22 protein-coding genes and 1 tRNA gene are annotated in these 19,629 nt (G+C 25.1%); 9 read left to right on the forward strand and 14 right to left on the reverse strand.

Features of this window, described 5'->3' with window-relative positions; all coding sequences use genetic code 4:
• Positions 1 to 3: 3 nt before the first annotated feature.
• Together tsaD and metK are read left to right on the forward strand one after the other, a co-directional pair.
• Positions 4 to 966: a tRNA (adenosine(37)-N6)-threonylcarbamoyltransferase complex transferase subunit TsaD gene (gene tsaD / locus UPA3_RS02155; RefSeq protein WP_006689092.1), complete on the forward strand. Its 963-nt coding sequence runs from the start codon at positions 4 to 6 to the stop codon at positions 964 to 966.
• Between the two features lie 23 nt (positions 967 to 989).
• Positions 990 to 2,120 (forward strand): methionine adenosyltransferase, encoded by a 1,131-nt coding sequence (metK, locus tag UPA3_RS02160; RefSeq protein ID WP_006688973.1) that lies wholly within the window; start codon positions 990 to 992, stop codon positions 2,118 to 2,120.
• Positions 2,121 to 2,177: 57 nt separating this feature from the next.
• On the opposite strand, the gene UPA3_RS02165 is transcribed toward metK, so the two are convergent.
• From UPA3_RS02165 to UPA3_RS02200, 8 genes are all read right to left on the reverse strand, one after another.
• Positions 2,178 to 2,259 (reverse strand) — tRNA-Leu (locus UPA3_RS02165).
• Between the two features lie 63 nt (positions 2,260 to 2,322).
• Positions 2,323 to 3,150, reverse strand: a complete 828-nt coding sequence (gene mutM / locus UPA3_RS02170) for a DNA-formamidopyrimidine glycosylase (protein WP_006689001.1) — start codon at positions 3,148 to 3,150, stop codon at positions 2,323 to 2,325.
• Between the two features lie 41 nt (positions 3,151 to 3,191).
• Positions 3,192 to 4,061: a 5'-3' exonuclease gene (locus UPA3_RS02175; protein ID WP_006688635.1), complete on the reverse strand. Its 870-nt coding sequence runs from the start codon at positions 4,059 to 4,061 to the stop codon at positions 3,192 to 3,194.
• A gap of 3 nt (positions 4,062 to 4,064) precedes the next feature.
• Entirely contained in the window at positions 4,065 to 6,974 is a 2,910-nt protein-coding gene (locus tag UPA3_RS02180) for a DNA polymerase III subunit alpha (protein ID WP_006688481.1), read from the reverse strand.
• A complete protein-coding gene (locus UPA3_RS02185) occupies positions 6,974 to 7,186 on the reverse strand; it encodes a hypothetical protein (protein WP_006688799.1) in 213 nt (70 codons plus the stop codon). The genes UPA3_RS02180 and UPA3_RS02185 overlap by 1 nt, the downstream gene beginning before the upstream one ends.
• A gap of 84 nt (positions 7,187 to 7,270) precedes the next feature.
• Entirely contained in the window at positions 7,271 to 8,236 is a 966-nt protein-coding gene (locus UPA3_RS02190) for a DHH family phosphoesterase (RefSeq protein WP_006688714.1), read from the reverse strand.
• Between the two features lie 17 nt (positions 8,237 to 8,253).
• Positions 8,254 to 9,426: a tRNA uracil 4-sulfurtransferase ThiI gene (gene thiI / locus UPA3_RS02195; RefSeq protein ID WP_006689025.1), complete on the reverse strand. Its 1,173-nt coding sequence runs from the start codon at positions 9,424 to 9,426 to the stop codon at positions 8,254 to 8,256.
• Positions 9,404 to 10,270, reverse strand: coding sequence for an MPN551 family DNA-binding protein (locus UPA3_RS02200; protein WP_010891763.1), 867 nt, complete (start codon positions 10,268 to 10,270; stop codon positions 9,404 to 9,406). Before UPA3_RS02200 ends, thiI begins: the two co-directional genes overlap by 23 nt.
• A gap of 114 nt (positions 10,271 to 10,384) precedes the next feature.
• On the opposite strand from UPA3_RS02200, the gene UPA3_RS02205 reads away from it, so the two are divergent.
• Genes UPA3_RS02205 through UPA3_RS02225 form a run of 5 tightly spaced genes read left to right on the forward strand, consistent with a single transcriptional unit; the run spans position 10,385 to position 14,163 of the window.
• On the forward strand, positions 10,385 to 11,131 hold the full coding sequence (locus UPA3_RS02205; protein WP_006689050.1) for a hypothetical protein: 747 nt from the start codon (positions 10,385 to 10,387) through the stop codon (positions 11,129 to 11,131).
• Complete coding sequence (hrcA, locus tag UPA3_RS02210; protein ID WP_006688647.1) at positions 11,118 to 12,191, forward strand: heat-inducible transcriptional repressor HrcA; 1,074 nt, start codon at positions 11,118 to 11,120, stop codon at positions 12,189 to 12,191. The genes UPA3_RS02205 and hrcA overlap by 14 nt, the downstream gene beginning before the upstream one ends.
• The gene (locus UPA3_RS02215; protein ID WP_006688424.1) at positions 12,181 to 12,684 is read left to right on the forward strand and encodes a hypothetical protein; all 504 of its coding nucleotides are present in this window, start codon (positions 12,181 to 12,183) and stop codon (positions 12,682 to 12,684) included. The genes hrcA and UPA3_RS02215 overlap by 11 nt, the downstream gene beginning before the upstream one ends.
• Before the next feature lie 11 nt (positions 12,685 to 12,695).
• Positions 12,696 to 13,406 carry a DUF402 domain-containing protein gene (locus UPA3_RS02220; protein ID WP_006688560.1) on the forward strand — a complete coding sequence of 237 codons (711 nt, stop codon included), beginning with the start codon at positions 12,696 to 12,698 and terminating at the stop codon, positions 13,404 to 13,406.
• Positions 13,399 to 14,163 (forward strand): DUF3196 family protein, encoded by a 765-nt coding sequence (locus tag UPA3_RS02225; protein ID WP_006688797.1) that lies wholly within the window; start codon positions 13,399 to 13,401, stop codon positions 14,161 to 14,163. Before UPA3_RS02220 ends, UPA3_RS02225 begins: the two co-directional genes overlap by 8 nt.
• A 157-nt stretch (positions 14,164 to 14,320) precedes the next feature.
• Here the strand turns inward: UPA3_RS02225 and UPA3_RS03390 are convergent, their stop codons facing one another.
• Positions 14,321 to 14,518 (reverse strand): hypothetical protein, encoded by a 198-nt coding sequence (locus tag UPA3_RS03390; RefSeq protein ID WP_006688975.1) that lies wholly within the window; start codon positions 14,516 to 14,518, stop codon positions 14,321 to 14,323.
• 250 nt (positions 14,519 to 14,768) lie between these two features.
• Here UPA3_RS03390 and UPA3_RS02235 point away from each other — a divergent pair, with 250 nt between their 5' ends.
• Both UPA3_RS02235 and UPA3_RS02240 read left to right on the forward strand, forming a co-directional pair.
• Complete coding sequence (locus tag UPA3_RS02235) at positions 14,769 to 15,446, forward strand: hypothetical protein (protein ID WP_010891766.1); 678 nt, start codon at positions 14,769 to 14,771, stop codon at positions 15,444 to 15,446.
• Positions 15,447 to 15,502: 56 nt separating this feature from the next.
• On the forward strand, positions 15,503 to 16,054 hold the full coding sequence (locus UPA3_RS02240; protein ID WP_010891767.1) for a hypothetical protein: 552 nt from the start codon (positions 15,503 to 15,505) through the stop codon (positions 16,052 to 16,054).
• A gap of 211 nt (positions 16,055 to 16,265) precedes the next feature.
• On the opposite strand, the gene UPA3_RS02245 is transcribed toward UPA3_RS02240, so the two are convergent.
• The 5 genes from UPA3_RS02245 to UPA3_RS02265 all read right to left on the reverse strand — a co-directional run bounded on the left by UPA3_RS02245 (position 16,266) and on the right by UPA3_RS02265 (position 19,603).
• The gene (locus UPA3_RS02245) at positions 16,266 to 16,778 is read right to left on the reverse strand and encodes a ferritin (protein WP_010891768.1); all 513 of its coding nucleotides are present in this window, start codon (positions 16,776 to 16,778) and stop codon (positions 16,266 to 16,268) included.
• 106 nt (positions 16,779 to 16,884) lie between these two features.
• Positions 16,885 to 17,748: an urease accessory protein UreD gene (locus UPA3_RS02250; RefSeq protein WP_006688613.1), complete on the reverse strand. Its 864-nt coding sequence runs from the start codon at positions 17,746 to 17,748 to the stop codon at positions 16,885 to 16,887.
• A 9-nt stretch (positions 17,749 to 17,757) separates the two neighbouring features.
• Entirely contained in the window at positions 17,758 to 18,378 is a 621-nt protein-coding gene (gene ureG / locus UPA3_RS02255) for an urease accessory protein UreG (protein WP_006688745.1), read from the reverse strand.
• An 81-nt stretch (positions 18,379 to 18,459) separates the two neighbouring features.
• Entirely contained in the window at positions 18,460 to 19,167 is a 708-nt protein-coding gene (locus tag UPA3_RS02260) for an urease accessory protein UreF (RefSeq protein WP_006689006.1), read from the reverse strand.
• A complete protein-coding gene (locus tag UPA3_RS02265; protein ID WP_006688775.1) occupies positions 19,154 to 19,603 on the reverse strand; it encodes an urease accessory protein UreE in 450 nt (149 codons plus the stop codon). Before UPA3_RS02265 ends, UPA3_RS02260 begins: the two co-directional genes overlap by 14 nt.
• Between the last annotated feature and the right edge of the window lie 26 nt (positions 19,604 to 19,629).

A 19,629-nucleotide genomic window follows, 5' to 3' on the forward strand; every position in this document is an offset into this window, starting at 1 on the left:
AACATGAATGATAATTATTTAATTTTAAGCATTGAATCAAGTTGTGATGAAACAAGTTTAGCGTTATTTGAAAATAATAAATTAATTGCTCATAAAATTAGTAGTTCAGCATCTATACAATCACTTCATGGCGGTGTTGTTCCTGAATTAGCAAGTCGTTATCATGAACAAAATATTAATCACCTATTTAATGAAATTTTAAATGAAACAAAAATCAACCCTTTAACTATCACTCACGTTGCTTACACTGCAATGCCTGGTTTGCCAGGTTGTTTACATGTAGGAAAAGTTTTTGCGAAACAATTAGCTGTTTTAATTAATGCTGAATTAGTGCCAATCAATCATTTACATGCGCATGTTTTTAGTGCAAGTATTAATCAAAATTTGACTTTTCCATTTTTGGGATTAGTGGTTTCAGGAGGGGAAAGTTGTATATATTTAGTAAATGATTATGATGAAATCAAAGTTTTAAATCAAACACACGATGATGCAATTGGTGAATGTTATGATAAAATTGCTCGTGTTCTTGGTTGAAAATATCCAGGGGGTCCAATTATTGATAAAAATTATCAAGAAAATTTAGCAACATTAGAATTTATTAAATCACAGCCCGCTGCTAAAGATTTTAGTTTTAGTGGGTTAAAAACTGCTGTAATTAATTACATTCATAATGCTAAACAAAAAAAGATAAGTTTTGACCCTGTTGTTGTTGCTTCAAGTTTTCAAAAATTTGCAATTAATGAAATTATAAAGAAAATTAAATATTACTTAAATTTATACAAATTAAATCATTTAGCAATTGGGGGAGGCGTATCAGCTAATAGTTTACTCCGTAAAAAAATTCAATCTTTAGATGTTATATCATATATTCCAGAAATGATTTATACAGGTGATAATGCTGCTATGATTGGGGCTTATGCTTATGCTTTAATTAAAAATCATAAGAAATCAATATTAATAAAATAATGGTAGAAAGAAAAGAATTTAGTATGAAATATAAAAAAATTATAACGAGCGAATCTGTTGGTGCAGGCCATCCAGATAAAATATGTGATCAGATTAGTGATGCAATTTTAGATGAATGCTTAGCACAAGATAAAAATTCACGTGTAGCTTGTGAAGTTTTAGCTTGTAATCGTTTAATTGTTATTGCTGGGGAAATTACCACGCATGCATATGTTGATGTAGTAAAAACCGCTTGAGAAATTATTAAACCTTTAGGCTATAATGAAAATGATTTTACGATTATTTCTAATGTTAATAAACAATCAGTAGATATAGCGCAAAGTGTTAATAAAGCAAATAAAGATTTAATTGGAGCTGGTGACCAAGGAATTGTTTTTGGCTATGCTTGTGATGAAACACCTCAATATATGCCATTAACAACAGTGTTAGCTCATGAATTACTAAAAGAAATCGAAAAACAAAGACGTAATAAAGAATTTGTTAAAATTCAAGCTGATATGAAATCACAAGTAAGTATTGATTATTCTAATTGTACGCCTGTTATTGAGACAATGTTGGTAAGTATTCAACATGATGAAGATTATAACATTGAATATTTTAATAAAAAAGTTAGCACAATTATGGATCAAATTGCTATAAAATATGGTTTAAATACCGATTTTAAAAAAATTATTAATTCCTCAGGGAGATTTGTAATTGGTGGTCCAATTGGTGACACTGGTTTAACTGGAAGAAAAATTATCGTAGATACTTATGGAGGAATAGGTCATCATGGTGGTGGTGCTTTTAGTGGCAAAGACCCTACTAAAGTTGATCGTAGTGCTTCATACTTTGCACGTTGAATAGCTAAAAATGTTGTTGCAGCTAAGCTTGCTAAACAGTGTGAAATTCAATTAGCTTTTGCAATTGGAGAACCACAACCTGTGGCAATGTTTGTTAATACATTCAAGACTAATTTGGTTGATGAAAAGAAAATTTTTGAAGCAATTAATAAAAGTTTTAATTTTGATATCAAAACGTTTATTAATGATTTAGAATTGTGAACAACTAAATATTTACCAGTAGCAACTTATGGTCATTTCGGTCGTGATGATTTAAACTTAAGTTGAGAAAAATTAAATAAGGTTCAAGATTTAATAAAATATAGTAAATAAATTTAAAAAACGATACGCACAATAAAGGGCATATCGTTTTTTTAATAAATAATATAATGGTGCTCAAGAAGGGACTCGAACCCTTATGATTTCTCGGTTGATTTTGAGTCAACTGCGTCTGCCATTTCGCCACTTGAGCAAATTAAACATTAATTATTATAACAATTTTGAATTTAAAATACTAGTAAAAGATTAATTAATTTTAGTTTTGACAATTTGGACAATAATAAGTTCCCCGACCGTTGACCTTTGTTTTTTGAATAATTGTTCCACAAATTTGGCATGGTTCTTTAGCGTGTGTGTGAACTAATAACATCTTTTGAAACAAACCTGTTTCATCATTACCAAATTTATAAGTGTGGATTGTTGTTCCTTTATTTTTAATTGATAATAATAAGATTCGTTGTGCTTCTTTTGTGATCTTTTCATAATTTTTTAAAGTAAGATTTTTAGCTAATATTGTAGGAAAAATTTTAGCTGCAAATAAAATTTCATCAGCATAAATGTTACCAATTCCTGAAACAACAGATTGATCTAACAAGGCTGTTTTAATGGCTTTATTACTTTTTTTTAATTTTTCATACAAATACTGCGCTGAAAAATTATTATCTAGCGGATCTAAAGCAATCTTTTTTAATTCTTTTGAATCTAAAAAAGATTGTTGCTCATAAATGTGAAAAGTTCCAAATTGACGCGTATCATTATATCTTAATTGCATACCATTATTAAATTCAATAATAATATGAGTATGTGCTAAATTAAATCATTCCTCTTTTGCTTGATAATAAAATTTTCCCTCCATCCGCAAATGTACACTTAATACTAAATTATTACTTAAAAAAAATAATAAATATTTACCAAGACGTTTAATTTTGACTATTTTATGATTAATTAACAGTTTTTCAAATTCTTGTGGTGTTTTATTTTTTAAAATTTTAGGTAAATGAACAATAGTTTTTTTAATAAAAATATCGAGAACATGATGATTTAAATAATCAACAATCGTTTGTACTTCTGGTAGCTCTGGCATTTTTTAAACCCCCTTATATAGCAGATTATAATATGGATAAATTATTTATAATAATTTTGCATATTATTTATTTTTAAAGATGTGAATAACTCATCTAATTCTTGAGTATTATATGGTTTTAAAACAAAATTTTCTAATTTTTCATCAAACAATAAATCCGTTTGAATCGCCGCTAATTTTTTTGATAAAAAAGCCATATCTTTGTGTTCAATTAATTTATTTTTAACACTAGGTGCTATTTTTTCTAAATTAGTATAAATATTTTCTATATTATCATATTTTAAAAGTAAATTAATAGCTGTTTTAGGGCCGATTCCCTTCACGCCAATTAAATTATCACTACTATCACCCACTAAACCCTTATATTCAATAATTTGATACGGTAAAATGCCATTATTTAATAATGAAAAATTTGTTAAATTAATTTCTTGCATAACACTTGTCCCTGTTTTTAAGAGTTTAAGTTTTGTGTTTTTGTTAATTAATTGCAACATATCACGATCTGAACTATAAATAGTTGTATCAACATCAAACTTATTCATTAAATTACTAAAAGAACCAACAAAATCGTCAGCTTCAATTCCAGGTTGTGAAATTATTCGAAAACCCATAGCAACGAATAGTTTTTTTAAATAGGGTAATTGAACAATTAGTTTTGCATCCATAGGTTTACGTGTCGCTTTGTAAGCAGCATATTCTTGAGCACGAAAAGTTTGTTTAGAAGCGTCCATAGCAATTAAACCATAAGTAAATTGTTCTTGATTTAAAATCTTAAAAATCATTGAGGCTACTAATTTAATGGCATTAGTAGGCATTAATTGTTTTTCAACTGCTCATTCAGCTTGTTTATAAGTAGCGTGAAAGGCTCGATAAATCAATGAATTTCCATCAATAACAATTGCTTTTTTCATAATCTAAATCCTTTGCTTAATATTTACAATAAAATTAAAATGATTTAATAATTTAACTCCAAAAACATAAATACCTCCAATACTAATTTCATCAATTAAATATTTACTATTTTGAAAAATTGTTAGTGTTTGTTTTTTATTATCAATTAGTGTTTCTAAATAAAAGATATCATTCCCGTTTTTAGTTTTTGATTGCTTAATGTTTAAAACTTGTGCAAGAATGTTTGTTTCATAATTTGTGTTTATTTCATAAAAGTCTTTAATTGTATATTTTAGTTTATTATAATCAATTTCAGTTTTATAATTTGCGTAATTTAAACTATTCAAATCAATTCCTAAATACTGAATTTCATCATCTAAATAACGATCATTAACACTCATATCTTTTGCATAATCTAAACCCACTAAATTTAAATCAAAAAAATGACCATTCAATCCTGTTTTTTCAAAAATTTCATTCAAATTATTTAATAAAAATAAACGATTAATTCCAAAACTATCAAAAGTGCCGACTCGTATCAAAATTTCAATGTTTTTTAAACTAACATTGCCTTTTTTTAAAGCATCAATGTATGAAATATAATCGCTTAAAGTTGATTTTTGCAGAGCAGATTTGATTTTTTTAAGTAATTCATCACCAAAACCCTTAATTGTTTTGAAACCAAAACGAATTATTTGTTTTTGAGTATCAATAACAAAATCATTACTAAAATATTGAATATCAGGGCCCTTGATACTAATATTAAATTCTTTTGCTTCATTTAAGTATGATAATAATTTATCTTTTGATGCACTAGTATGTGATAATAATACACTTAAAAATTCTAATGTATAATAATGTTTTAAATACGCTAATCAATAACTAATATATGAATATGCTAGTGAATGTGAATGGTTAAAACCATAATGTGCAAACGAAAAAATATATTCAAAAATTTGATTAACCAATGGTTGTTTATAATTATTATTCAAAGCACCATTGATAAAATCATCTTTTAATTGGATTAAAATTTTTTCATCTTTTTTTGATATTGCACGGCGAAAATTATCGGAAGTAGCAATATCAAAATTTGCAATAGTTTTAACTAATTCAATCACTTGCTCTTGATAAACAATAATTCCATAAGTTGGTTCTAAAATTTTCCTTGTGGCTTCGTTTCAATAACTAAACTCTTCACGTTTAAAACGACGTTCAACAAATGTTTTAATATTTTGTTGTGGACCAGGACGAAAAAGAGCTGAAACAATAGAAATATCTTCAATATTCTGAGGTTTGACCTTTAATAGTACTTTTTTCATTCCGGGCGATTCTAGTTGAAATATTCCGTTTGTCCTTGCTTTAGCTAAATCTTCAAAGACAAATTTATCATTATAGTTAATGTTAAAGAGATCAATTTTTTTATTTTGATTTTCATAAATCATTTTTAAAACATTATCAATAATTGTTAAATTTTTCAAACCTAATAAATCCATTTTAATTAAACCAAAACGCTCTAAATATTCCATTGAATATTGTGATAAAGGACGGTCATTAATACCTAGTTGAATTGGAATAATATTTGAAATTAAACTATCACTTAAAATTATCCCTGCAGCGTGTGTGCCTATTTGGCGAGGAGCATTAATTAATTTTTTAGAAATTTCAAACAACTCTTTATGCAAAAGATACATTTCTTTTAAAATCGTATTTTTTTTAATTGCTAAATCAAGATCTTCATCATATTCAGGTTTAATATTTTTACAAATTTTATCAATTACTTTTAAATCAATTCCCAAAATCCGCCCTACATCTCGAATAGCCATCTTCGCTTTTAAACGTTGAAACGTTAAAATGTAAGCAACATGATCATTGCCATATTTTTCAAATAAATATTCAATAACTAGATCGCGTTTTTCATCCATAATATCAGTATCAATATCTGGCATACTTTTTCTGGTAGGATTTAAAAAACGTTCAAAAATTAAATTATGTTTAATAGGATCAATATCTGTAATATGTAAACAATAAGCTACTAACGAACCAGCAGCACTCCCACGTCCTGGCCCTACAATGATACCATTACTTTTAGCAAAATTAATAAAATCATAAACAATTAAAAAATAATCATCAAATTGTTTTTCATTAATAACATCTAATTCATATTTTAATCTTTGAACATAAATTTTATTAACTTGGCCATCGTTAGCATTTAAGCGTTTTTTTAATCCGCTAATACATAATTGTTTTAAAATTTCACTTGAAATAATTGAATTTTGTTTATCATAAACCGGAATATTAATTGGTAAATCATGAATTTGTACTTTTAATTCATTTAAAACTTTATTTAAATTATTTAAAGCAATTGGTGAAAAAAATGATTGTGCTAGATTATCATTTAGAAAATGATTATTATCAAAATCGCAACAATTTTTAAAATCTTCTAACTTTAAATCATTTTTGATTGCTAACATTGCTAAAAAAACAATTTTATCATTTTTGTTAGCATAGAAAACACTTTGTAATGCAATCGCATTAGGAGCATTTTGATCATGCGTTTGATAAAAATTAGGACTCTTAAAAACTATAGTTCCTTTTTTACAAACAATAATTAAGTCATCAAAATCATCTTGAATTTCAAATTCTTTACTTGTCATAATTCAAGATGATCATTTGATTAATTTTAAATAGCCATTATAATTTTTAGCATAAGCTACTAAAGTAGCATTTTGATATTCAAATTCTAATCCGATAATAGGAGTTAAATTATGTGCTTTTGCTTTATCATAAAATTCGATACAGCCATACATATTATTTAAATCAGTTAAGCAAACGTATGGTTGTTTGTTATCTAATGCGTATTTAATTAAATCATCAATACTTAAAGTACTATTAAGTAAAGAATAATGTGAATGCACATTTAAATTAATAAACATTATAAATTTTGTTGTTTCTCTTTAATAATTTTTTTGATCTTTTCACGTGTTTTCTTATCAATTTTTTCATATTCTAAGATATATGATAATTCTTCAATCGAATGTTCTTCGTACGGTTTTTGTTCATCAATATCATTAATATCGAAAATAGATGTTTCTTGTACTTTTGAACGCTCAAATAACTTTTCAAAATCACTTTTTTTATCACTCATAATTTATTACACATCCTTATAAAAATTTTATTAATTTATTACCTAATATTATAAATAAAATTAGGTAATGGCTTATATTTTTATTTAATCAACAACTATTTTATTTTTAATTAGTGCATCAAGAGCACTTAATAAATTTTCTAATTGATCTATATTAGTTAAACTACAACCTGCTGCCAAATCATGTCCGCCTCCATTAAATTGACTAGCAACCAAACGTACTTTGTACTTATTACTTCGTAATGAGACTTTATAAGTATTTGTATTTTCATCAAAATATACGATGAATCAAATGGGATAATTTTTAATATTACTTAATAAATAAACTTTATCTCCTCATCTTGTAAAATGATATTTTTGATTTCATTGCGGATCAATGTTTAAGTATGCAACTTGTCCTTGTGTTTTGATTGTTTTAACCAATTCATTATCAAATAAAATATCATTTAAATTACGTTCATACAATTGTTGATAAATTTGATAATGTTTGACATTATTTTTAAAAAATCAAGACATAATCTCATATGTAAAATCACTTACTTTATCGTACATCAAACGATTTGAATCAGTAGTAATACCTAATAAAAGATAATTTAAAGTTTTTAAATCAAAATTTAAATTAGTATGCATTAATGAATATGCTATCATTTCACAAGCTGCAATTGATTGATCATTAATGTATTCAAGATCAGTATAAGTTATTGTTTTTACATGATGATCAACTAAAATTGTTTTTTTTGCTAATCTATGTTTTTGTGATAAAACTCTTTCTTGATTAGCTGTATCAACAATAAAAGCTATTGAATCTTTAATAAATTCATCATCAACTTCATTGGGATCAAATGTAAAAAAATTTTTAAAATCATTAGGATTTAATGCGTTAACCCCAACAATTTTAACTCTTGTTCCAAAAGTATTTAATTTTAAAATTCGTGCTAATGCGAAAGCAGAACCTAAAGCATCACAATCAGGATTTGTATGAACAAAAATAGTGATTTTATTAAAACCATATGTTTGTTCAATTAATTTTGTTAACAAATCTTTTTGCATAATAATTTTCTCCCATTTTATGATAAATTAATTTTAGTGATTTCTTTAGTGTAAACTAATTCATAAATTGCATCTAAAACTAATGATTCTTCTTCTAATTTAGCAGCTGTTTGAACATTAGGATTGGTTGTTGGATTCTTAGGTGCAAACAAGCTACATGAATCATCGTATGGCAAAATCGATAATTCATAAGTATTAAACCGTTTAGCTAAACTAATTATTTCTTCTTTATCGTAAGCTATTAAAGGTCTTAAAACTAAAAAATTATCTAAAACACTACTAATTGTTTGCATGCTATTTAAAGTTTGTGAAGCAACTTGTCCAAGTGCCTCCCCAGTTACTAAAGCATTTGCTTTAACACTTATTGCTAAACGTTTAGCAATACGCATAAAATAACGACGCATAAGTGTAATTCGATAAGATTCTTTAGAAATGTGCGCAATTTCGTCTTGTAATTTAGTGAAATTGCATACATATAGATTCGCTTTTGTTAATTTATTATCTAATGTTATTTGTTTTGCTAATGCAATTGTTTTATCTAAAGCTTTTTGTGAAGTGTGCGGCGGAGTAATAAATGTAATAAAATCAATACTAATTCCTCGTTTCATAATTAAACGAGAAGCAACAGGAGAATCGATTCCTCCAGACAGTAACACTAAGGCCTTACCATTAATACCTACCGGCAATCCTTTAGCACCCATAATTTTATGACCATAAACTATAGCACAATCATATTTTATTTCAATATTAATTAATAGTTGTGGACGATGAACATCAACTTTTAAAAGGGGTGAATTTTGCAATAAATAAGCAGCGCACATTTGTTTAATTTCCATTGAATTGTATTTAAAACTTTTATCACTACGACGGGCTTCAATTTTAAATGTTTGTTCATAATCATTTATAAATTCTTTACAAGCTAATTGAATTTCACTAAGTTCTTTATCAACTTGATAAGCAATACAAATAAAAGCAATTCCATAAACTTCTTTCAAATCATCAATAATTTGTTTTAAATTATAATTTTCTAAATTGATAATTTTCAAATTATCATAACCAACACAATATGTTAAATTTTGATATTGTATTAATATTTGTTTGATATTGTGCACTAAAACTTTTATAAATTGTGTTCGATTTTTACCTTTTAGTGTTAATTCCCCATATTTAATATAAATTATTGGTTTCATATTTATTGATTCACACCTTATATCATTCAAGATCTTCTTTAGTTAATTTAGGACTAATACCTTTTATAATATACTCTTCGTATCATGTTTTTGCTTTTGAAATAACTTTTTCGAATTCATTTAGATCAAGCTCATAATTAACTAAAATAATTTCATTTTTATTAATATCAAATGCTTGCGGATTAATATAATCTTCACTTGTTAAAAAAGCAATAGCAAAAATTCCTTTACTAATTTTTCTTAAATAACAATACAATCCTAATTGTAATTGATATTCATCTGAAATAATAACTTCACTTTCATCATTATTAAATCATTTTGCACGTTTATCGCCTTTCTTTTTTATAATTGGATGATTATGTTCATCTTTTTGTAGCACAAGAACATAATCAATTGTTTTAAATGAAAAACTATCAATAGATGTTGTTTTAATTTCTAACATTGGTTGATTTGGGTACAATAATTGACCATTTTCATCAATTGGTTCACCATCCGGAATTCCACCAAAAATTTGATTATCTTTAAACACATCATAACCAATTTGCGCAGGTTCGTATTGTTTATATTTAACTTTTAAAACAGTCTCAACATAATCTTTGATTTTTGGTTCAATTACAACACCGGCTTGAGCGTATATTGGATCGATTGGTTCATTATAAATTTTAACCATCATTGCTCAGGTACGAACTGGATTAGTAAAATCACCAATATTCAAAATAGAACCTAATCTACTACCTGTAATTTTTGCAAAATATCGTTGATAACGTTTTTTATAATCGCTTGATAAAACAATTTGGTTATCAACTAATCCAAAATCTTTATTTGGCGTTTTAATAAATGGCATAAACTAACTCCTTATTTTAGATCCATTAACTTTAAATTATAATTTATATAATTATTTATTTTTTATAATTATGTATAAATGAATAATCATATTTAATAAAAAGAAAGTTCAAAAATGAAAACAATAAATTTAAAAAAAGAATTTAATCAATATTGTATTAGTTTAAAAACTCAAGATCTTATTAAACAATACTTTAATGATGAAAAATTAAAAGAAAAATTATTAAAAAATCGTTTAATTGGATTAATTAGTTTAATTATCATTTTTATAATTGGTGTGGGAATTTTAATTCTTGGTGCTTTTATTAATAAAGGTAATGGCGCTAATTTAAATAATGGGGCAATAACTTGTGTTATCATAGGAATTTTCTTTTTGTTATGTTTATTAATTCCTTACACTATTGTTGCAAATCAAAATAAAAAAATTATGCATAAATATATTGAATATCATTTTAATGAAGTTAATGTGGGACAACTAATTAAAAAAATAAGTACTTTTTTTCAAGAATTTAGGTTATTAACAGAAGGTTTTTTAAATTTTAAACAAAGTAATCAAGTTATTGATATCAATTATTGTAATGAAAAATATAGTTTAATTTATTCATTCCAACAAAAACCACAAGTATGATTAATAAAAAGCACTAATGGTAATAAAATTAGTTCTAAAGAATGAGACTTAAAAGGAAATTATGATTTAAAAATTTATGAGTTAGAAAAATGAAATGCTGGTTTTTCTAAGTTTTATCTTGAGAATAACATTGAATCAATCGCTTTTCAAATTGAATCAAAACTAAGTACAATTATTAATGATTTTGAAGAATTATGAATTAAAGGTGGAGGTTTCCTTAATGAAGAATACTAAAACATCGCAAGAACAAGTAATAGAATTAAAATTAAGTGATCGGCAAAAAAAAGTATTAAAATCTATCGTCGATGAATACACTATTAGTGCAACACCGGTCTCTTCAAAACTTTTAGTACAAAAAGAATTCAAAGATCAATCTTCTGCTACAATTCGTAACGAAATGATGTTTCTTGAAAAAAACGGATTAATTGAAAAACAGCACATTAGTGGTGGGCGTGTTCCATCACTAAAAGGTTATGATTTTTATAATAAAAATTTAATTAATAAAAATAATAATGTTTCTGATAATTTTAAAATGCGTTTACATAAAATCCTTAGTAAACGATATTCCAATATTGATGAAATTTTAAATGCTGCTGTAAGTATCATTAATGAAACAACCCAATTACCAGCTGTTGTTACAAAAACAAGTAGTGATGAATTATTAAAACGAATTGATTTAGTAAAAATCAATGATAATTCGGCGTTAGTGTTAATTGTAACTTCAAGCGAAAACATTTTAACTCATTCAATTAAGCTTGATAAAAACACAAAATTTAATGATTTACAAACGTGTTTTAGTGTTTTAGATGAACGATTAGTTGATACTAAACTTAGTTTAATCAGTTCTAAATTAGATTTAATTGTCGATATAGTTCGTAATAAACTTGAAGAAGTAGAATACTATTTTAGTAAAATTGTACATCGTGTTTTTGATTTTTACGCTTATAAACCTAACATTGATTCTAAAACTTATGGAGTTAAATACTTAACTAAACATTCTGAATTTGAAGATCAACAAAAACTAAATGATTTACTAAATTTATTAGAAGACAGTACAATTTGACAACAAATTGCTTTAAACAAAAAAACTGATGGGTTAGCAAAAATTATGCTAGGAAATGAAATTGGCCACGAACATTTAGCCATTGCAACAACTCAAATTAATTTAGCAAACACTAATCATCAAATTACCGTTGTAGGTCCAACAAGAATGGATTATGCAAAAATCAAAGCTTTATTAGATTTTTTAAAAATTGAAATTGAAAAAATTTTAGGATCAACAAATGAACATTAAAAAAATTAAACGTGAATTTAATACTCATTACGAATTGATTAAAAAAGAAATTAAAAACTTAAATGAATATAAAAAAGAATTAGAATTCTTAATTGCAACAATTTATTTTAATTCTAAAATGGTTTTTAAAGAAATATCATTAGATAGTTGAAAAAAATTTAGCGATTATGTTTATCGATTTTTTTTAATAATTAATAAAAATAATCAATCACAAAATTTTGATTTAGATTGTTGATACTTAGAAATTAAAGAATTAATAAAAGTACTAAATATTAGTAATTTTTTATTGAATAAGCAATTGGAACAAATATATTTGAAATACATAATTTTTTATTGGTATAACATTAATATTCCAATAAATTATGAAATTGATGATTTTAATATTATTTGTTTACGCAATAAAGCATTTGTAGATTGTATGCAAATTTTACAAGAATATTATCATATTAATGTTGATATTTTAATTAATTTAGTTATCAAACAAATTAGATAAAGGATAAACATATGCAAGAAAAAAAACAAACAAAGAATGAAAATTTTCAAGATCTAGATCAATTAAAAATTGGTGATGAACTAATGGTGCATGCTTATAAACTTAATGGTTGATTGTATCGTTCTTGAAATAATCCAAAAGTTGTTTATATTGATGATCAATTATTAATTTTATCTTCAACTAATACATTAGTAATTACTAGCGAAGAAAAATCTGTTCGTAATTTTCCATCATTTACAAATAAGATGAGTTATTGGTTCTTTTTTAAAAATGAGTGGTTTAATTTAATTGCAACGGTTGAAAATGATGGTATCAAGTTTTATATTAATGTTGCATCTCCTTTTATTTATGAAGAGCAAGCAGTTAAGTATTATGATTTTGATTTAGATTTTAAAATTTCATCAGATGATAAATGAAAAGAAGTTGATGTTAATGAATTTATTGAAAATGCCAAAAAATATCATTATTCAGAAGATTTGATTCAAAAAATTTTAAGCGTTGAAACTAAAATTGAAAATTATATTAAAGAAGGTTATTTTCGTAAACTTGTCACTCGTCAATTATTGATTAAACTACACGTTTTAGATGATATTGATGATTTTAAAACTAATTTTAATAAACACACTAATGAATGAAATTATAATTTAAAAAAACATTTTAATAAAAAAAATGGTTTGCATCATTTTAAAAATAAAAAAGGGAATGTTAAAGATAATGAATAATAATAAAAGCTACATTAAAAAATATTTTGATGATATTTTAATACAGGCTAAACAGGTTTTAAAAAAACATGATTATGCGTATGCATATGATTTAATTTCTAATGAATTTAATAATCCATTAATTGATTTAAAAACTTTACAAGAATTTGAAGCATTTGCTATAGAAATTAAAAAAAGTGCCGAACTTAACTTTATTGATGAAAATGAGGCAAAATTAGCTAAAACAGATTTTTATTGTAAAATTCATGATCCAAAAACAACTTATGTTAGTTTAGCATATTTAGAAACTTTTTTAATGCGTTTCATTAATGAAATGGATGAATTAGATATTACATTTTTAAATAGCTTGCTAACAAATAAATTAATTAATGGATCAACAAAATTAGATATTTTAGATTTATTAGCAACTAATAATATTGATCAAAATTTTAATTTTTACAATAAATATTTAAAACAAACAAAAAATGTTAACCCTGTTAATTTTAATAACCATTACCAAGAAATTGACCAAATTCAAAATTATCTAAATAAGTATTTAGCTAAAAATCCTTCTTTATTACATTTAGCCAATAAATTATTAATGATGTACATTACATATTATTTTCCATTTAAATTTGCACATAATCATAATTTAATTGCTAAAACAATTATTGATTATGTAAAAAATGCTATGGAAAATCATGTTTGTCAGTATAGTGAAGAACAAAAAGCTATTGTGGCTTGTATTAATAAAATTTTAGAAGAAGAGCAAGTATAAAGTTATTTAAATTTGTTAAAATAAAATAAACAAATAATTAGAATATTTTAGGCAAGCATTTTGAGATCAAAATGAAGTATATTAATTATTATGTTAACATAGTGTCTCCAAATACAATTTGGAGTTATTTTTTCATCTTAGAGGATATAAGTCGTGCTTAAAAAAATAAATAAAAAATCTTATTTTCATCATTATCATTCACAATGATTATTATTCAAACTACTATAGTTGCAACAGCTTGTAATAATAAAACATGAATTACGAAAAACTCATTTGAGTTTAGTGAGCAACAAGCAACAGAGCGATAAAAACAAATTCTTGATTCAGCAAAAAACAAAAATCCAACTTTTCACATCAACGAGTGAAATGCATCATTTGCATATTTACAACAATTTAATGCAATAATTGGTGAAATAGAAGCTAAAAAAGACAATTTAAATAATCAAAATTTTTCTAAAGCTAAAACTAATAAAATTATTACTTTTGTTCCTTATATTGAACTTGATTCTAATAAATATTTAACAAACCAAGCAATTTCTAAGGATACAAGAGTTAATTGAATATCTGTTATTAACCAATATGCGAATAATAATGAACATAATTTAATGGCAACTAGCAATGATTTACTAATTTATTCTAATTTAAAACAAACACCTAAATACCAAATAGATAATAAAAAACTAAAAGAAGATTTTGTTAAAAATAATAATTGACTAAGCGAAAATGTTGATTATCATTTAAGTATTTTTAAAGATATTAAATATGATTTTTATCTAAGCCATTGGTGTTATCAATATTGAATTGATCAAAATCGTTTAGATGTTATTTTAAAACTAATTTATAATGCTAATAAAATAATTTTATACCCGAATGGAAATGCTGAATTATATTATGTTGCAAATTATTACGCACAGGCAATTAAAAATTTAATTAGGGAAGATCCCCATTTATCAAAACAAAAGATTAATGATCATTTAAATAATTTTATTAATATGAAATCATTTTTAGAAGCAAAAAATTATTTTAGTTCACAATTAAATAATAATAAAGATTGATTAACAGTTTTTGTCTTAAATAAGTTGTTTAAAATTTTTACAATTGGTGAAAGTTGAGTCGATTCTAAGTACTTTAGTTTTAATAAGGAACTAATGCCTAAATCTTATAAAATTCGCACAAATTATGCAAGCGTACTAAATTCACTAAATTTATCATTAGATGCTAAAAATCAATTTAAAAAAAAAATTTTGAGCACACTTTTAGAATATACAATAAAACATTTTTAGATTTTATTATTGATGGTAAACAATACTATGATCCTAAAAAGCAAAACTTAATTTTTATGGGTTCTTCACTATTTAAAAATAATGTTTTAAAAGATCGTAAAATTGCTAAACAAGAATTACAACAATGAGCACTAAAAATTAAAAACAAATATCCTAATGCTAATTACTTTTTTAAATTACACCCTATTTATAATCAAAATCAAGTATTAGATTACATTCAAGAAATCACTAATGGAATCTTTAAACCAATTATTTTAGATGCAAAAACACCATGAGAAAATATCTTATTAAAAGATTATTTATCAATTAAAAATAACAAAGCAGTTTTATTTAAAAACAAAAACACACCTAATTTTTCATTATGGGGTTTTCAACCAACAACATCAGCACTTCTAACGAGTTTTGATTTTATTCGTAATAATACTAAACTAACAAATGATGAAGCCCAATCAATTATAGGTTTTGATAATTTTTTACTTGGTAAAAATTATGACATTTTAAGACGTGATTATGAACCAAATAAAGATTATACAAACGAAAATTTGCAAATTTTAGAAAGAATATATGGACAATTAATTTTTGCTAAAATTTTAAAAAAATTCTTTTAATTATCAAAGACAATTAAAAGATTATTTAAATAATTTTAAATTATATTCTTTATTTAGTTAATATCCACATTTATTTCTAAATCCAAAATATCACAATTTAGATTTTATTATTAATAATCAATTAGTTTAAAAACTAATAGAAAATTAAAAACCATTTATAAGTATTTTTATAACCTTATAAATGGTTTTTATTGTTTAATATATAATTAAATTATTTTTCTTCTTCAACTTTCATTTGCTTTAAATATTTACGAATGGCATATTCAACTTGCAAATTATTAGTAGCATTTTCAAAGAAATCATGGATGGTACGAACATCATCAAAATCTTTAATACCATCATCAACAAATCATTTTACAAAACTAAATGTTTCAAAATCATTTTCTTCCAAACATACTTTTGCCATATTGGCTACATGCTTACGAACTTTTAATTCTGTATCTAAAATGTGTTTTATTAATTCCTTAGGATTCGCTGGCTTAAAATTAACATCTACACTAAATTTAGTGTGTAATGGAATTTCAACTTTACGAGCATATTCAGAAATTAAATTCTTGTGAACACCTAATTTATCATTGCTTAAATCAGCAATAAATTTTGCTAAAAAAGGCATACTGAATTGGTCATCAGCAATATGAGCATATTGTGCATAAATACTACCTAGTTCTAAATTTAAATTATAATGTGTATTTAAAACATCTATAACTTTTTGAGATTTAACCATTTAAAAATCCTCCTTGTGGTCTAATTCATATATATTATATAATTATTTAACAATTTATAAGAAATAAAAACCTTAAAACTTAACGTTTTAAGGTTTTTTAAATCTTTTATGGTTTTCGTAAAATTAAAGGTTTTTTATTGAATAATTTTCTTCTAAAATAATCATGAGCAACAGCATTAATTTTTTCAACATGATAATAAGTATTAGCTAAAACTCGTAATCCCAAACCAGGAATATCCATACGTGATACACCAAATATCATATCCATGTCAGGATATTTTTCCTTAACTAAATCACGAATTTTAATAACATCATCTTCAATAACTTGTTGATTAATTACAATCATGGTTCCACAATAATGATAGCCATCCATGATTCCAAATGCTGATTCATCATTTTTACGTGGTTGAAATTTTAAATTATCAAATAAAACCAATTTATCATCATAATATATTTTAGTATTTAAATACATTTTTTCGTATTGATAAGCAGACCCATGTGGCGATCAACCAGGGCCAAAACATTCTGTGTAAATTAAAGTAGCACTTGAATCCATTTTAAAATTATTAAATTGTGCGAACTTTCCATCTTCATAAACAATTACGTTATCACTTATATATTCTAAAATACTATTTTTTCCTAACGTGATATTTGTATGTTGCTCAGAAGTTTTTCCATCAACCGTTTTATAAGCTTTAGCTGAGGATTGTGTTGTAATGATACAACGAGCATCATCATTAATTTCAAAATCAGAACGATAAATTTCACCTGAAACATATCCACCACCCATACTAATTGTTTGAAAACAGGGGTTGATTGGATCTTCTTCATCTAAAAATAAAGGTTTAGATGAACGATAAAAATTCGTAAAATAGACAGTATGTGCCATTTTTGAATGAGCTTGATCATATGCTACTTTAATGTATAAATAAGCAGCATAATTTTTAATTTTTTCTTTATTTAAAATCATTTGTTAACTTTATTCTTCTAGTAAAGCTAATTGCAAACGCTTTTCAATTCAATCAGCAACAGATTTTAAACCTTCATCTGTTTTTAAATTCGTTACAAAGAAATCTTTATTACCACGTGATTTTAATGTATCGGCTTTCATTACTTCTACATTAGCACCAACATAAGGAGCTAAATCAACTTTATTAATAATAAATAAGTCTGATTTAATCATTCCTTGACCACCCTTACGAGGAATTTTTTCTCCTTGTGCAACATCAATGATATAAATTGAAAAATCAACTAAATCTGGACTAAATGTTGCAGATAAATTATCCCCACCAGATTCTAAAAATAATAATTGTAAATCAGGGTGTTTATCACACATTTCTTCAATTGCAGCAAAGTTCATTGAAGCATCTTCACGAATTGCTGTATGTGGACATCCTCCTGTTTCAACACCAGCAATACGATCAGCTGGTAAAACAGAAGTATTTAATAAAATTCTAGCATCTTCTTTAGTGTAAATATCATTAGTAATTGCTGCCATACTATAACCTTTTGTTGAAAGGTATCTTGTTAATCTTTCGATTAGCATTGTTTTACCTGCTCCTACAGGTCCACCTACACCAATAATTAATGGTCTTTTCATAATTAATTCTCTTTCTTTTTTAATTTTTAAAAATATTAAATGGTATTTTTATGATTAATGTAATGTTGACTAAAACTTTAATTATGACATGAATAATCGAACAGGTGTGTCTTCGTGTTCCATTTGTGCAATTTCAAGGCCTGGTATATTTTTGCAAAAATCTGTTTTAAAATCCAATGTAAAGACTTTATTAACAATATCATCAAAATAAACATGTTTAAGTTGATAAATTATTTTTTGTCCCTTAACTTGTCCTAATGGAATTGCACGTACACAGTTTTGCGTTAATGCAGCAACTGTAGAGTAAAGATGCGTATATAAAGCAGTTTTTAAATCTATTTTTAAATGCATAGCTAATAAAGCAAACGCAACAGCAGGATTTCCATAAGATTTTTTATTTTTTATTCTTTCAGCATATTCAACTAAAAGTTCACAATTAAAAAGTTCATTATATATCTTTACCATTTGTTGTCCAATTCGACGTTGACCTTCACGAGTCTCTCTTGCTAAACCTTGAAAGTTTATCATTTGATCAATTTCTCAAATTGCATTTATTTTTTGTTTTGGCAATAGTTTAAAAATTTGATAAATTGCCAATAAATCACCATGTAACAATTGTTCATTCATATACAGAAGTAACGCTTTAATTAATGATTCTCCATCAAAAACAATATCTTTTCTAATATAAGTTTCAACTCCAAAAGAATGACTAAATGTTCCAATTGGAAAGTTTGCGTTAGTGATCTGCATTAGGTCTAATAAATTTAAATAGTCACTATTTAGCGTCACTACAGTGTTTAAATGCTTCTTTAAGTTTAATTTTTTTTCTTTCATATAGGGCTTTATTATCTTGAAGGTATTCTTCTACTAAATAGTCGTAGGGAACGATCATTTGTGTTTCAGTAAATTGAGCCGGCATATGACGATTACCTAAATTATGGGCAATTTTTGCCATTTCACCAATTGTGTGTGCTGTAATAATTAATACATCTGATAACTCTAATCTAATAACAACTAGTTTATAATCATCCTTGTATAAGATGTCACCATCCATTAATTTTTTGTCCTCTTCTAAACGAATTCCATATTCAACATTTTGATCTGATGAAATGATAATTACACGTTTTAAAACGTCGTCGCTTGTTAAATGAATGTTCTCAATTTGATAACTTTCAACATTTTTAATGTTAGCAATATTATCTAAAATTTCTTTAAATACAGTCAAGATTATTACCTCGCTTTTTTAAAATG

Origin of the sequence: Ureaplasma parvum serovar 3 str. ATCC 27815, from assembly GCF_000019345.1 — a bacterium.
In the GTDB taxonomy this organism is placed as follows: Bacteria; Bacillota_I; Bacilli_A; order Mycoplasmatales; family Mycoplasmoidaceae; genus Ureaplasma; species Ureaplasma parvum.